Origin of the sequence: Prosthecobacter sp., from assembly GCF_014879935.1 — a bacterium.
Classification (GTDB): Bacteria; Verrucomicrobiota; Verrucomicrobiia; order Verrucomicrobiales; family Verrucomicrobiaceae; genus Prosthecobacter.
In genome coordinates this window covers 1-14,646 of the sequence record NZ_JACSRD010000262.1, presented here as the reverse complement: position 1 = coordinate 14,646, position 14,646 = coordinate 1, and the positions used below count along the sequence as shown (strand labels likewise).

The window sequence follows — 14,646 nt, the reverse complement described above, 5'->3', positions numbered from 1 at the left end:
GCGCGCCACGCGCCTCCAGCTAAACGAGTCTTGCCTCCGCCTCCTGCTCGGATACACTCCTTCACGTTTGTTGCAGTGTGGGCAAATAACTAACAGGCCGGTGTCTGCTTCCGTTGCAGTTATCGCCTGAGTGCAATAAGGACAATTGAATTCAAAGTTCATAAACGGCAAATGACGGCTCAAATATGGCGTCTTTCACACTCAAGCAGTGCTGATTTTTGCAGCCCAAACTTTTCGAGCTGCGCATGCCTCTGTTTGAATGCCTCCAGAGAAATCGAGTTCCCGGCATCCATGGAGCGCATGCGCTGGGATAGAAGCACCGCAGTTCGTCTTCTGTCTCCAACGCGGTCAGATAGCGAGTCAGCTCGACTCTTTCCGCGAGGGGCAGCATGGATGCCTGGGCTGCAATGTCAGCGAAGCTCATGGTTGGATTATATTCGGAACGGCAAAATGGCGCAAGGAGAGGATTGCGGTCAGACGGGTCATTTGCCTTTGCCATTCTTCTTCCCCGCGCCTTCGCGGCGATGTTCCTCGCCCCAGTCGTTGCGGACGTCGCCGATCCATTCATCGACGAAGGTGCTCGCGGCCCAGTCTTCCCATTGGCGGATGAGGTGCTGGCTCAGGGCGGGGAATTTGGTGATGATGTCTTGCTGCTCCGTGCGGTCGTCGTCGATGTGGTAGAGTTCCCACGGGCCTTTGAACTTCTTCACGAGCTTCCACGGGCCGCTGCGGAGGGCGCGATTGCCTTCATGCATCCAGAAGATGGGCTTCACGCGATGGAGCGGCTCGCCCTGGATCGCTGGCATGAGCGAGAGGCCTTCGGCGGGCAAAATCTTGTGCCCTTTGAACTCGCCGGGATAAACCGCGCCGGTCACATCGCAGGCGGTGGCCATGATGTCGATGAGATGCGCGGGCTGATGCTCCAGCTTGCCGTTTCGTGCCGCCGGAATGCCCGCAGGCCAGTGGGCGATGAGTGGGGAACTGATGCCGCCTTCGTGCGTGAAGTGCTTGTAGCGGCGGAAAGGCGTGTTGTTCAGCGTGGCCCAGGTCATGCCGAGGAAGACGCTGCTGTCCGGTCCGCCGAGATCGGGGCCTTGTGTGATGCCGCGCGGGCCGCCCTCGGCATTGCCGCCGTTGTCGCTCATGAAAAAGATGAGCGTGTTCTCAAACAGGCCGCGCTCCTTCAGCCCCGCGATCATGCGGCCGACGCTTTGGTCCACGCAGTCGAGCATGGCGGCGTAGATCGACATGAGCAGGTCGTAGCGATCCTTGTCCTCCTCGCTGAGTGAATCCCACGCGGGCACATCCGCCGGACGCGGCGCGAGCGGCCATTTCGCATCGACGATGCCGAGTTCGATCTGCTTTTGGTGTCGAGCCTCGCGGAGCTTGTCCCAACCGATCTTGTATTTGCCGCGATACTTGGCGATCACTTCCTTCGGTGCCTTCAGCGGGAAATGCGGCGCTCCATGCGCGAAGTATTGGAAGAAGGGCTTCCCGCTCGCCTTCGCATCATCGAGGAACTTCAGCGCCCAGTCGGTGAACATGAAGGTGGAATACCACTCGCCGCTGCCGACCTCTGGCGAATCGGCCGCGACTTTGCGCCCGTCGAGGTAAACCCACTTGCAGGCATCCTTGCTGCGTTCCTTCGGGAAGTACAGCTCGCCAAACTGCGTCGTCGCCGTGCGTTGAAAGCCGCGCTCCCACGGTGGCGTGCCATTTTGCTGCCCGAGATGCCATTTTCCGACGATGGACGTGTGATAGCCCGCCGCGCCGAGCACCTCCGCCATCGTCACGCAGCGGTCATCGAGCTTTGCATGCGTGCCTTTTGACTCCGGAAGCTTCAAGCCATCGAGATAGCCCATGCCAGCCTGATGCGGATACAAACCGGTCATCAAAGCCGCCCGCGTGGTGCTGCAGCGTGCCGTGTTGTAAAACTGCGTGAAGCGCACACCGCCCGCCGCCAGCGCATCGAGATTCGGCGTCGGGATTTCACTGCCGTAGCAGCCGAGATCGCTGAAGCCCATGTCATCGACGAGGATGACGAGCACGTTGGGCCGCTCCGCGGCCAATGATGAATGCAGAATGAGGAATGACGAAAGGGCGAGCAGGAGGTGCTTCATGCACCGGACAACGCGAGAGCGGCAGGCGCGTTTTCGCCCTGCAATCCGCCTGAACCTATCCGAAGCACACTTCATGGGATGAGGGGCGGCAGATTCCCTCCGAAATCGACGGACGCCGCCACGTCAACGCCCCGAAGGCCGGTGCCGGGCTGGATTGGATGCCCTCGAAGCTGGCTTGACCGCCTCCCGGCCCTCGCTTTCAATCCGCCCCCTTTTCCATGACCCTCCACTTCACCAAAATGAACGGTGCCGGCAATGACTTCGTCATGCTGGACAATCGCGACCTCAAGCTGGCCCTCACCAAGGAGCAGATCGAGAAGCTGTGCGACCGCCACCGCGGCATCGGGGCCGACGGCCTGCTCTGCGTCGAGCCCGCCACCGAGGGCGGTGACTTCAAGATGCGCTACTACAACGCCGACGGCGGCGAGGCGGAGATGTGCGGCAACGGCGCGCGCTGCTTTGGCAGCTTTGTGAATCATCTGCACGGTGGCACGCTCACGAAGATCCGCTTTGAAACCCTCGCCGGCATGATCAGCGCCGAGTTCGAAGCCGGGCAGGTGCGCATCAACATGAGCGCCCCGCACAGCCTCAAGCTGGCGCAGACGCTGCCGGTGGCCGGCACGGAACTCACCGTTCAGAGCGTGAACACCGGTGTTCCTCATGCGGTGGTGTTTGTTGATGACCTCGATCACGTCCCGGTGATCGAGTGGGGCGCGGGACTCCGCTACCACGAGGCCTTCAAGCCGAAGGGCACCAACGCAAACTTCGCCAAAGTCGTCGCCCCAGGCAGCATCGCCATCCGCACCTACGAACGCGGTGTCGAGGGCGAAACCCTCGCCTGCGGCACCGGCATGGTGGCATGCGCCCTCATCCACCACGAACTCACCGGAGCCCCCAGCCCCGTCAGCGTCCTCGTAAAGGGCGGCGACACGCTGAAAGTCGGCTTCGAAGAGCCTTCGAAGTCCGAATACACGAACGTGACGCTGTTTGGCCCCGCAAATTTCGTTTTCCAAGGCACCGTTCAACTCTAAGCTCCGCGCCCTTTCCTTTCCCATGTTCGCTGGAACCCACACCGCCATTGTCACCCCTTTTAAGAACGGCCAAGTTGATGAGGCCGCGCTCAAACGTCTCGTCGATTTCCAGTTCGACAACGGCGTCACGGGCATCGTGCCCTGCGGCACGACAGGTGAGTCACCGACGCTCGATCACGAGGAGCACTCGCGTGTCGTGAAGCTCAGCGTGGAGTTCGCCAAGGGCCGCGGCGGTGTCATGGCCGGCACGGGATCGAATTCGACCCGTGAAGCCATCGAATTGACCCAGGAAGCCGAGGCCGCAGGCGCGACCGCATCGCTGCAAGTGGCTCCTTACTACAACAAGCCGACGCCGGAAGGTCTGTATCAGCATTTCAAGGCCATCGCTGACAACACGAAGCTGCCGATCATGCTTTACAGCATCCCGGGCCGTTGCGGCATCGAGATCGGTCTCGATGTGCTCGTGCGTCTCGCCGAGAGCTGCCCAAACATCCGTGCCATCAAGGAAGCCGGTGGCAATCCTGAGCGTGTGAGCCAGATGAAGCAGATTTTGCCTGCCGACTTCGAAATCCTCTCCGGTGACGATGGCCTCACTCTGCCCTTCATTTCCGTGGGCGGCTGCGGCATCGTCAGCGTGGCCTCGAACCTGATTCCGAAGCAGATCAGCGACCTCGTGAAGCTGGCTCTGAAAGGCGACCACGCCTCCGCCTACACGATCCACGCGAAGCATTACCCGCTCTTCGCCGCCTTCCTGAAGCTGGCCACGAACCCCATCCCGATCAAAACGGCGATGGCGCTGGCCGGTCACTGCTCCGACGAGCTGCGCCTGCCGCTCGTGGGCATGGAAAAGGCCAAGGTGGACGAACTGACCGCCACGCTGAAGAAGCTGGGCATCATCGGCTAGCCACTGGACAGCCCGGCTCTGATGCGCATCAGTTCAGCCATGCGTGCCCTCCGTCTCTTTTGCCTGCTGCCTTTGCTCCTGGGCTTGTGCCAATGCTCCTGGCTTCTCAACAAGACCGCCGGGCTCTTCAAGAAAAAGCCTGCCAAGGACAATCGTGTCGGCGAGGCCAAGGTGGTCGGAATCATCGAACTGGTAAATCCCGAACAAAACTACGTGCTGATCAACTGCGAGCAGCGGCTGCACATCCCTGCCGGGACGGAAGTGATCTCGCAGAAAACTGATGGCTCGAAAACCAGGTTGAAAGTCACACCTGAACGCAAAGGGAACTACATCACTGCCGACATCGTCGAAGGCAGCCCTGACGTTCGCGATCTGGTGCTATACCAAGTCAAACCGGGCGACCTGCCGGCCCAGGCAGCGCAGCCTGGCGCGTCCCCCACGGACACCCCGCAGGTGCCTGCGGTGCCGCTGACGCCCATCATGCAGGCCGACGTGATCCCACCGCTCGGAACGCCGTTTCAGCCCGTGACACCGGCGCAGCCCAGTCCCACAACGGTTCCGCCGGGGCAACTTCCAGCCACCACGCCATCACCTGCGCCGGCGGGGCCAGAACCAGATCTCAGCAAGCTTCTCCCCGTCGTTCGATGATCTCTGAGAGTGAGGCGCTGGCACGTGTGCTGGAAGCTGTGTCGCCACTGGCGACGAACGACGCACCTTTATTTGAAACGCTGGATCACTTCACAGCTCGCGATGTCGTCGCCACGGTACCGATTCCCGCCTTCGACATGTCAGCGATGGACGGTTATGCATTAAAAGCGGCCGAGAGCAGTCCTGGAGTCCCACTGCGGGTCACTGGCGAGCAGCCTGCCGGACTGGACCGCGGTTTGTGCGTCGAAAACGGCTGTGTCGTCCGCATTTTCACCGGTGCGCCCATTCCGGCCGGAGCGGATGCCGTGATCATGCAGGAGGACGTTCTCCGCGACAACGATCACATCACCTGCACCGAGCCTGTTGTGGCAAACGAGAACATCCGCCGTGCCGGCGCCGATCTTTGCCGGGGCCAGTTTGTGCTTCGCCGTGGTGAACGAATCACCCCAGGCAGGCTGGCGGTGCTTTCATCTCAAGGCCTCGCCAAAATACCGGTGCACACGCCTCCCAGGGTCGCAGTCCTGAGCACTGGTGATGAAATTGTGCGGCCGGGCGATGCCCCGCTGAAGCCCGGGCAGATCTACAACAGCAACGGCGTCATGCTGCGCGCACTCCTGGCGCAAACAGGCATCCACCAGAGCACCCATGTGCATTGCGGCGACGACTTGGAGGCCACCGTGAACACGCTGCGGCGGCTGATGGCGGAGAATGATGCCGTGGTGCTTAGCGGTGGCGTTTCCGTCGGCGATCATGACCAGATCAAGCCGGCTATGAGACAACTCGGCATCGAACCGCAGCTCTGGTGCGTGAAGGTGAAGCCGGGAAAACCTTTTCTTTTCGCCACACAGCACGAACCGAGGCCGACACACCTGTTTGGCCTGCCTGGCAATCCGGTGTCATCGTTCGTGACGTTCATGCTCTTTGTGCGTCCTGCATTGTTGAAGATGATGGGCGCTTCGTCGGAGGGTGTTTTGCCACGTTTGATCCCGGTCACAGCGGGAGTTGATCTCATCAACGAAGGAGATCGTCCGCATTACCTCCGCGGGACTTTGACCAGCGGGCGATTCATGCCGTTCGGCCTTCAACAGAGCCACGCCTTGCTCTCACTGAGCCGTTCGGACGTGCTGCTGAGGCTCGATGCGGGCCAGTCCCTCAAGGCTGGCGACACAACACAGGCGTGGTTGCTGGATTGATCGGTTGCACCGGCTGCGGGACCATCCATTCTGCGCGACTTTTTCTCATGGAACACGTTCTCGTCATCACCCGCCGTCTTTTCGACGATCTCGGCAGCTTTCAAGGTTTCCAATCCGACGCTCAACGCTACCTGCACGCGATGCTGGCACCGGGAGCGAATCACTTCATGGAAAGGCCCGCGGCGGAGAATGACCCCACGCACAAGCAACTGATCCCCTACACCATCTTCCACCACGCCGGACGCTACCTGAGCTACACGCGTGGCGGCAGTTCAGGGGAGAAGCGTCTGGTCGCCAAACGTTCCGTCGGCATCGGCGGCCACATCAACCCTGTGGACGCCGGGCAGGACGGTCTTGGCGAGACCATGTATTACAACGGCGTCGAAAGGGAGATGGCAGAGGAACTCGTCATCCGCGGCACCCACACCCAAAAAGTCATCGGCCTGATCAACGACGACGCCACCGAGGTGGGCAGCGTCCACCTCGGTGTGGTTCACTTCTTCGACCTCAGCAGCGAAGAGGTACAATCGAACGAGGACGCGATCCAGGATCTACGATTTCACAGTCTGGAGGAATTACATGCGATGCGCGACCAGCTCGAAACCTGGTCACAGATCTGCGTGGACCATCTGTGGGACGTTCAAAAAAAATCGAAATGATCTGCCTGGGAAGAAATGCTTGTTTGTTCGCACAACGAGTGTTTTGCTCACGCCAATGCAAGACCAATCCCTCAGCGCTCCAGCGTCCCCCGTCGCTTCGCTGAACGAGCCTGCTCCCGGGAGCAGCGCTGCGGAAGACCGCCTTCTGGTGGAACGAGCGCAGGCTGGCGACACACGCGCATTTGATGATCTGGTGCGCAAATACACTCCGAAGCTCTACGGCTTGATTTACAACATGACGTCCAACCGCGAGGACACTGCGGACCTGCTGCAGGACGTGTTCGCCAAGGCCTATCGCTCCATCAAGCGCTTCATGGGAAAGTCGTCATTTTACACCTGGATCTATTCGATCTCGGTGAACATGACCTTGAACTTCATCAAGAAGCGCGGCCGGCATCACAAGGTCAGTCTTGACGATGTAGATACGGGCATCGAAAACGATCCAGAGTTCATCCGCATCACCACCGCCAACACTGGCGTCACCCGGGAGGTGAACATCCATGAGCTGCAGAAAAGGTTGAACGCGGCCATGATGAAGCTGTCTGAAGACCACCGCACGGTGGTGACTCTGTATGACATACAGGGCCTCCAGCATGCAGAAATCAGCAAGATTCTAGGTGTCTCCGAAGGCACGGTGAGATCGAGGCTGTTTTACGCCCATCGCCTCCTACAGACCTACCTTGAAGACTTTGTGAAGTAATCCCCGCTCCGTTCACAAATTACAAACCAGCACACACATCATAATACCATGAGCGAGTTTGAAAACATCCAGCGGTTGATCCGGTTGAAGCGGTTCGAGAAACCGGAAGAAGGATTCGCGGAGGACTTTCTTCGCGAATTCCATCAGCGCCAGAGGGCGGAAATGCTGAAGCAGTCATCCTTGGAACTGCTGTGGGAGCGCACCATGACATGGTGGAATCATCTGACCGCGCCGAAATGGAGTCTCGCTGGTGCAGCCGCCGTGGCCTGCGCGGCTGGCGTGTGGTTGTTCTCGGGTGGCAGCAGCAGCACGAACATCACCGCAGCACCGCCGGTCCCTGCCGTTCAAGCGGTTCCTGACAAGCCTTTTGTGCCCAAGATGGATCTCAGTGATCTGCCGATGGCCAACTTCACCGAGCGCAACAATGCCAAGATGGAGGAGTCCATCCTGCGCAAGCATCTTGAAGTCCGCCCGGTAATCGAAAGCGGGGTCTCGCCCCTTCCCGCCACTGCGAATCGAGTGGTCACTCCGAAACTGGAGAACGTGATCCCGGCAGGTGAGGCGGCAGGCAGGTGACCTCACTGCGACTGACGCCGTCGGCCTCAAAGTTCCCTTTGCCATGATCAAAAGCAGCGCCTAAACTCGGCGCTGCTCATGGGAAACCAAGCCAACAGCCTCCAGATCATCCGAATTAGCGACGGACTCCTCAGCGCGTGACGCGGCCGGGGAAGTCCGTTTTTGTTTTGATCTGGTGAGCGTGTGACAAGACAACCGACACGCCCCACGCGTCCTCGATTTTCATCGGATTGTCTTCTTCCTGCATTTCCTTTTTTGATTCATGCCTCCTGTAACCATCTATGACACCACCCTGCGTGACGGCACGCAAGGCACCGGCATCTCCTTCAGCACGCTCGACAAGATCCGCGTGGCCGAAAAACTCGATGAATTCGGCGTTCACTATATCGAAGGCGGCTGGCCCGGCTCGAATCCCAAGGACGCGGCCTTCTTCGACGAAGCCTCCAAACGCACCTGGAAAAACGCGAAGATCACCGCCTTTGGCATGACCCGCCGCGGCAAAATGAAGGTCGAGGATGACCCGCAGGTCAAAATGCTGCTCGATGCCAAAACGCCTGCGGTCACCGTCGTCGGCAAGACTTGGGCGCTGCATGTCACCGAAGTCTTCCAGGTCACTCTGGAGGAGAATCTGGCAATGATCGCCGACACCGTGGCCTACTTGAAGAAGCATGGCCGCGAGGTGCTCTACGATGCCGAGCACTTCTTCGACAGCTTCCGTGAAAACCCGGAATACTCGCTCAAAACCATCAAGGCCGCGCAAGACGCCGGAGCGGACCTCATTGTCCTGTGCGAGACCAATGGCGGCGCTTTGCCCGAGTTCGTCGAGGAAACCACACGCAAGGTCATCGCCCATCTCGGCCGGCCGGTCGGCATCCACACCCACAACGACGGTGGCGTCGGCGTTGCCAACGCACTCGCCGCGGTTCGTGCCGGCGCCTGCCAGGTGCAAGGCACCATCAACGGTTACGGCGAACGTGTGGGGAACTGTAATCTGACCACCATCATGCCCAATCTGCAGATCAAGATGGGCATCGATCTCGGCCTCGACCTCACGCGCCTGCGCGACCTCGCTCATTTCGTCGATGAACTGGCCAACGTGCCGCACGACATCCGCGCGCCGTATGTTGGCCTCGCCGCATTCACCCACAAAGGCGGCTTGCACGTGCATGCGGTGCAGAAGCTTGCCCGCACCTACGAGCACGTCGATCCCGCGCTCGTCGGCAACCAGCGCATCATCACCATCTCGGACATGTCCGGCCAGTCGAACGTGCTCGTGAAGGCGGAAGGCATGGGCTTCAAGTTCGCCAAAGGCGCTCCTGAGGTTCAGGCGATCCTCAATGAGGTGAAGCGCCTCGAAAGCGAAGGCTATGAGTTCGAAGCAGCCGAGGCTTCGTTTGAAATGCTCATCCGCAGGCAACTGGGTCAGCACAAGCCGGTCTTCGACCTCATCGAATACCACTCCACACACCGTTTCCATGGCGGGGAGCATGGGTTTGAGACCTGCGAAGCCACCGTGAAGATCGAGATCAATGGCGAACGCGCCTACACGGTCGCCGAAGGCGATGGCCCTGTGAACGCGCTCGACAATGCGCTGCGCAAGGCCCTGCTGCCCTTCTTCCCTGCCCTGCAACACATGCGTCTGGCCGATTACAAGGTGCGCATCATCGATGGCGGCAACGGCACCGCGGCCAAAACCCGCGTGCTCATCACCAGCACCGACAGCAACGACGATTGGAGCACCGTCGGTGTGAGCTGCAACATCATCGACGCAAGCTGGCGTGCCTTGGTTGACGGCATCAGCTATTTTCTGCTCAAGCAGAAGGCTTAACCCGCCTTCATGCCCGCTGCCGCCAGAACCCCGCTCAAGTCGGGCGGCAGCGGAGCTTTGATGTTCAGCATCTGGCCGGAAGCAGGGTGTTTGAGCCGCAATTCATGCGCGTGCAGAAACAGACGCCTGGCACCGATGCTTTGGCGCAGTTTCCGGTTGAGGTCGAACGAGCCGTAAACGTCGTCTCCTACAAGTGGCAGGCGACGTGAGGCGGCCTGAACCCGGATTTGATGGGTCTTGCCGGTGATGAGCTCGATTTCAACCAGTGAGAGCCGCTGTGCAGGCGAGTATTCCCGGAGCCGGTAGTGCGCCTCAGCGTTCGGCCTCGGACCGTGACGGACAGTTGTGCGGACTTGGTGGCGTTCGTGCGCCGTGACGAGGTGATCGAGCCACACGCCTTCCGGCTTCAAGCCGCCGCCTGCGCAGAGAGCGAGGTAGATTTTCCTCACCGCCTCGGCTTCAAACGCCTCCCGGCATGCAGCGGCAGTTTTCTCATCTTTCGCAGCCAGCAGCACGCCGGAAGTGTCCTGATCGAGGCGATGGATCAGCCAGACTTTGCCAGCAGCGCTGGTGAAGCAACGGCGATCCGCATCATAACGGCCTTCGAACGCTGCGGACTGTGGCTTTCCGCTCTGGGGATTCGGATGCGAAAGGAAGCCATGCGGCTTGTTCACCACGAGGAGAAACCGGTCCTCATGCAGGACTTCACAGCGGGTCGATTCGGAAGGGGTGCTCATCTGGGCCGGTGCTTCTCCATCAAATAGTCCTCCAGTGCCACGCTCCAGTTGCGAATCTCGCGACCGAGCAAGTTCTGCAGTTTTTCGTTGCTCATCACGGTGTGCAAAGGCCGGGGTGCCTTGAGCTGCGTCAGTTCGGCGAGCTGGATCGGCCGCACGCTCGTTGTTTTCACCGGAATGCCGATCTTCCGGGCGATTTTGAGTGCTGCCTCGGCCCAGGAATGCCAGGAGGCGACGCCGCTGTTGCAGAGGTGCAGCACACCGCTGGCAGAAGTTTGCAGGAGACCCTCGATCCACTCACAGACGTCGAGATTGCTCGTCGGAATCGATGTTTTGTCGGCAACAGCACTCAAATCTTCGGTTTCCAAGGCCCGCTGAATGACTGTGTCGGGATGACTGGCTTTGGTGGGGCCGAACAACCACGACACGCGTGCCACAAGCGCGTCTGGACACACCTTGAGCACGGCCAGTTCTCCATCTCGCTTTGTGCGGCCGTAGATGTTCGCCGGGCGCGCTTCATCGTGCTCACGCCACAGATCATGGGATTTTCCGCTGAAGACATAATCCGTGCTGAAGTGGACCAGGCGCGCCCCACGCGCGTGACATGCCTCCGCGAGCGCTCGCGGACCTTCGTCATTGGCGAGGCGGGCTTTTTCAGGCTCCACTTCGCAGACATCCGGACTGGTGAGGCCGGCGGGATTGATCAGCACATCGAATGGGTGAGCGGAGAGCTTCGCAGCGATGGCTTCCGGCTGCTCCAGATCGAGATCAGTCCTGGTCCAGGCGGTGGTGCTGCCGGACGGGGCAAATTTACGCTCCAAGCAACGCCCAAGGCCTCCATTGGAGCCGAGAACAAGGATGCGTGGAGGTGACATGTCCCATGTTTTGCCACGGCTCCGGCGCTTGCAAAGCCAAAAGCCTTGCCCAAGATGCAGACGCTTCTCCCGGATGAGTGATTTGCAGCCCAAGATCGTGATTGTCGGTGCCGGCCTTGCAGGTCTGGCGTGCGCACGTGTTCTGGCGGCGGCTGGCCGTCAATTCACCCTCCTTGAGGCTTCCAACGCCGTCGGCGGACGTGTACGGACCGACAGTGTGGACGGCTTTCTGCTGGACCGCGGCTTTCAGATCTTCCTCCCGGGCTACCCCGAGGCACGCCGCGTGCTGGATTACGAGAACCTGGACCTGCGTCCGCTCTATCGAGGCGCGGATGTGTTTGTGAAGGATCGCTTCCATCGTCTGGCCGACCCGTTAACGCATCCTCTGACAGCGGCGAGAAATTTCCGCGATGAGCTGGTGCCCCTGCGCGACAAGTGGACGATGCTGCTGCTGCGCAAGGAAGTCTTCGGAATGCGCGAGCCGCCATGCGAGCTGCAGGACATGGAAACCGAGGATTACCTGCGCGACTTCGGATTCTCGGAGACGATGATCGACAAATTCTTCCGGCCGTTCTTCGGCGGCATCTTTCTGGAGAAGGATCTGCGCACGAGCGCCAAGATGCTGCTGTTCCTTTTTTCCATCTTCGACCGCGGCGGCAGCGCCCTGCCGGCCAGGGGCATGCAATCGATCCCGGAACAGCTCGCCATGGCGTTGCCTCCGGGAAGCCTGCGGCTGAACGCACCGGTTTCAGCCGTTCGTGCAGGCGAAGTGACGCTGGACAGCGGAGAGGTGCTGAAGGCCGATCAAATCGTGGTCGCCGCGAGCGAGGAAGCCGCATGGCGGCTCCTTCCCCAGGCCAGCCCCACACCGCCGCCGAGCCGTTCGACGACGTGCCTCTACTTCGCCGCTGACGATGTTCCCCCGGGGGATGCGATTCTGCACCTCGACGGCGATGGACGCGGCCCCGTGAACAACGCCGTCGTGCTTTCCCGCGTCTCACCGCACTATGCGCCTCCAGGCAAACACTTGATCTCCACTTCGGTTCTCGGTTCGCCCTCCAGCGCGGAACTGGAACAGGTGGTGCGTGATCAGATGCGCCGCTGGTTTGGTGACACCGTCGTGGCAAAGTGGCGCCATCTGCGAACTTACCAAATCCGCCATGCGCAGCCTGAAAACCGGCAGATGCGGCTCGGCAGCGGCCCGTTGGAGGCGGTGATCGAGCCCGGCCTCTACCGCTGCGGCGACTGGTGCGAAAATGTCTCCATCAACGGAGCGCTGCTCAGCGGCCGTCGAGCTGGAGAGGCGGTAATGACAGCGTTGGGAGAGCCGATCCAGGATTGACGGTGGCGGGGCTCATCTCCGAGGGCAGTGAGAAGGGATTGATCGTCTGCGCCGCATGATCGAGGCGCACCTCGACATTCGTGGCCCCATATTTGTCCGGCTGCTTTGCAGCGATCTGGCGGAATTCCTGGGCCACGCTTTCGGCATCAGCGCGATTGTTGAGGTCTTTGATGAGGATCGTGGTGAAGCCCGGACCTGCCTGCACCTCGATTTTGCGGTTCGGCACTCCCATGTCGGCATGAATGAGTTTTTCCCAGGCGCTGGCATGCTGAAGGTCGGCTAGCAAGACGAGCCCGGCCTTGTGAAAGCGCTGATCCTGCTCCGATTCGCGTGTCTGCGCGGCACCCGCGGCTGTCTTGCTCTGACAGGCAGCGACCAAAGGCAGGAGGAGGAGCAGGAGACGGGAGATCACAGTTTGAGGAACGCTTTCTGCCGATACAGCCAGAAACAGACAAGCCAAAGAACAAACAACACTCCGCAGCGTTCGATCACCGGTGTCCAGTAGGCCGGAAAGGCCGCGTCGGGCAGGTGTTTGTGCAGATGGTCGCGAATCCAGCCGGCCGAAAGGCTGTGCAGCAGATAGATCGTGATGCTGTTCATGCCGACGACGACCAGCGGAAACACCACACGCCGCATGCCCAAGATCTCGACCAGCCAGTAGAAGATGGCGAGCATGATCAGCACCCAGCCGCCACTGAGCACCGCCCACGAAGGCGTCCAGATGCGCTTCACGACGGGCATGACGGTCAAATGACCGAACTGTTCACCTGCAACCGGGAGAATCCTCAGATCCATGCCTGTGCCCACCAAAACGAAGATGATGCCAGAGATGAGCAGCACGGCGCACTTGCGCTTGTCCGAGCTGAGGCTGCGGAGGAGGTAGTCCCCTGTCACGGCGCCACCGAGCATCGTGGCCAGCGCCGGGACGAAGTTCAGCGTCTGATAGCCGCCAGGATTGAATTGGAACGGGGTGGCCTGCGGCAGTTGGTTCAGAAACCACCGGTCGAATTCGGCCGCGGCATTCAAATGAATGCTCCAGTGGCCGGCAAAACCCGGCAGGAGGGCGTTTTCTGTGCCTTTCATGCCTGCGATCGCCGCGACTTGCTCCGCCGTGGGCAGCGGATGATTGATGAAGAACCAGGAGTAACCCGCCAGGATCAGAATGATGCCGGAAACCATGTACTCCCAGCCCATGCGCGACAGGACGAAGAGGAAGAAGTAGCCGAGGCCGATCTGCGCCAGGACATTGGTGAAGAGAAACACGGTGTGCTTGTCCCCGGCATGCGTGGCCAGCATCAAACCAAGAGCCACCAGCAGGATCGAGCGCGTGAGGGCGTGCCAGGCCATGCCGAAAAAGGACTGCCCGTGCTCACGCCGCTTCATGCACGAAAACGGCACCGCCACGCCGACCATGAACATGAAGCTCGGCTGGATCAGGTCCCACAATGAGCAGCCCTGCCAGGCCTGATGCGCGAACTGAGGCTTGATGAATCCCCAGAACGAGTCCGGATGGGCGTCCGCCATCTGCACGATGCCAAAGCCCGACGAGGCCATGAGCAGCATGATGAAACCTCGAAACGCGTCGAGGGAGAGAAGGCGTTGGCTGGGAGTGGTTGGTTCCATGGCGGGAACCAAAACGCAACAAACGTGACGAGGCTATCCGGCGAGCAATGGACAGCACACGAATGCAAAATCGCGAAGACATCTGCAAGCCACCGCCATGGGACCTCATGCCCCCCCTCAGCTCGGCTCTGGCAGCAATCCGCACCCAGGCCACCTACAGCACCGGCCACGTCATCGAGACCACCTACGACGGGCTGAAGCGTCCGCACCTCATCGCCAAAGGCGGGTGCCTCACACGCCACGGCTACGACCTCAACTGCTTGACAAAAAGGCGACGCTCACGGGTTCTGGGCATCGGCTTCTTCCAGAAAGCGTCGGAGCTCTTCAGGCACTTTTTTGACCGCAGCCTTAACGTCAAGCCGCCTCAGCTGCTGGCTCACATTCGCCGCCGACTTCATTTCCAGCTTCTC

Annotated in this window: 16 protein-coding genes; 10 read left to right on the top strand and 6 right to left on the bottom strand. The window is 60.4% G+C overall.

The features are described 5' to 3' along the window. Positions 1–151 precede the first annotated feature (151 nt). Both IAE77_RS29205 and IAE77_RS29200 read right to left on the bottom strand, forming a co-directional pair. Positions 152–424: a hypothetical protein gene (locus IAE77_RS29205; protein WP_294234909.1), complete on the bottom strand. Its 273-nt coding sequence runs from the start codon at positions 422–424 to the stop codon at positions 152–154. A gap of 58 nt (positions 425–482) precedes the next feature. Continuing rightward, on the bottom strand, positions 483–2,120 hold the full coding sequence (locus IAE77_RS29200; protein WP_294234907.1) for an arylsulfatase: 1,638 nt from the start codon (positions 2,118–2,120) through the stop codon (positions 483–485). A gap of 218 nt (positions 2,121–2,338) precedes the next feature. Between IAE77_RS29200 and dapF the strand changes: the two genes are divergently transcribed. The 8 genes from dapF to cimA all read left to right on the top strand — a co-directional run bounded on the left by dapF (position 2,339) and on the right by cimA (position 9,659). Next, the gene (gene dapF, locus IAE77_RS29195; protein ID WP_294234904.1) at positions 2,339–3,151 is read left to right on the top strand and encodes a diaminopimelate epimerase; all 813 of its coding nucleotides are present in this window, start codon (positions 2,339–2,341) and stop codon (positions 3,149–3,151) included. 22 nt (positions 3,152–3,173) lie between these two features. After that, on the top strand, positions 3,174–4,055 hold the full coding sequence (gene dapA, locus IAE77_RS29190; RefSeq protein WP_294234900.1) for a 4-hydroxy-tetrahydrodipicolinate synthase: 882 nt from the start codon (positions 3,174–3,176) through the stop codon (positions 4,053–4,055). A gap of 39 nt (positions 4,056–4,094) precedes the next feature. Further along, a complete protein-coding gene (locus tag IAE77_RS29185) occupies positions 4,095–4,703 on the top strand; it encodes a hypothetical protein (RefSeq protein WP_294234897.1) in 609 nt (202 codons plus the stop codon). Then, positions 4,700–5,896, top strand: a complete 1,197-nt coding sequence (glp, locus tag IAE77_RS29180) for a gephyrin-like molybdotransferase Glp (protein WP_294234894.1) — start codon at positions 4,700–4,702, stop codon at positions 5,894–5,896. Before IAE77_RS29185 ends, glp begins: the two co-directional genes overlap by 4 nt. 47 nt (positions 5,897–5,943) lie before the next feature. Next, positions 5,944–6,555 (top strand): NUDIX domain-containing protein, encoded by a 612-nt coding sequence (locus IAE77_RS29175; protein ID WP_294234892.1) that lies wholly within the window; start codon positions 5,944–5,946, stop codon positions 6,553–6,555. A 55-nt stretch (positions 6,556–6,610) separates the two neighbouring features. Next, the gene (locus IAE77_RS29170; RefSeq protein ID WP_294234889.1) at positions 6,611–7,255 is read left to right on the top strand and encodes a sigma-70 family RNA polymerase sigma factor; all 645 of its coding nucleotides are present in this window, start codon (positions 6,611–6,613) and stop codon (positions 7,253–7,255) included. A 48-nt stretch (positions 7,256–7,303) separates the two neighbouring features. After that, on the top strand, positions 7,304–7,831 hold the full coding sequence (locus IAE77_RS29165) for a hypothetical protein (protein ID WP_294234886.1): 528 nt from the start codon (positions 7,304–7,306) through the stop codon (positions 7,829–7,831). A gap of 262 nt (positions 7,832–8,093) precedes the next feature. After that, on the top strand, positions 8,094–9,659 hold the full coding sequence (gene cimA / locus IAE77_RS29160) for a citramalate synthase (RefSeq protein WP_294234883.1): 1,566 nt from the start codon (positions 8,094–8,096) through the stop codon (positions 9,657–9,659). Here cimA and IAE77_RS29155 read toward each other — a convergent pair. Then, positions 9,656–10,396 (bottom strand): RluA family pseudouridine synthase, encoded by a 741-nt coding sequence (locus IAE77_RS29155; RefSeq protein ID WP_294234880.1) that lies wholly within the window; start codon positions 10,394–10,396, stop codon positions 9,656–9,658. The genes cimA and IAE77_RS29155 overlap by 4 nt on opposite strands. Beyond that, complete coding sequence (gene rfbD, locus IAE77_RS29150) at positions 10,393–11,271, bottom strand: dTDP-4-dehydrorhamnose reductase (protein ID WP_294234877.1); 879 nt, start codon at positions 11,269–11,271, stop codon at positions 10,393–10,395. Before rfbD ends, IAE77_RS29155 begins: the two co-directional genes overlap by 4 nt. 73 nt (positions 11,272–11,344) lie before the next feature. On the opposite strand from rfbD, the gene IAE77_RS29145 reads away from it, so the two are divergent. After that, positions 11,345–12,613, top strand: a complete 1,269-nt coding sequence (locus tag IAE77_RS29145) for an NAD(P)/FAD-dependent oxidoreductase (protein ID WP_294234874.1) — start codon at positions 11,345–11,347, stop codon at positions 12,611–12,613. On the opposite strand, the gene IAE77_RS29140 is transcribed toward IAE77_RS29145, so the two are convergent. Continuing rightward, on the bottom strand, positions 12,552–13,025 hold the full coding sequence (locus IAE77_RS29140; protein WP_294234872.1) for a hypothetical protein: 474 nt from the start codon (positions 13,023–13,025) through the stop codon (positions 12,552–12,554). The genes IAE77_RS29145 and IAE77_RS29140 overlap by 62 nt on opposite strands. Beyond that, positions 13,022–14,236 carry a DUF5009 domain-containing protein gene (locus IAE77_RS29135; RefSeq protein WP_294234869.1) on the bottom strand — a complete coding sequence of 405 codons (1,215 nt, stop codon included), beginning with the start codon at positions 14,234–14,236 and terminating at the stop codon, positions 13,022–13,024. The genes IAE77_RS29140 and IAE77_RS29135 overlap by 4 nt, the downstream gene beginning before the upstream one ends. A 107-nt stretch (positions 14,237–14,343) precedes the next feature. Between IAE77_RS29135 and IAE77_RS29130 the strand changes: the two genes are divergently transcribed. Further along, a partial coding sequence (locus IAE77_RS29130; protein ID WP_294234866.1) for a hypothetical protein occupies positions 14,344–14,646 on the top strand: 303 nt, incomplete at its 3' end.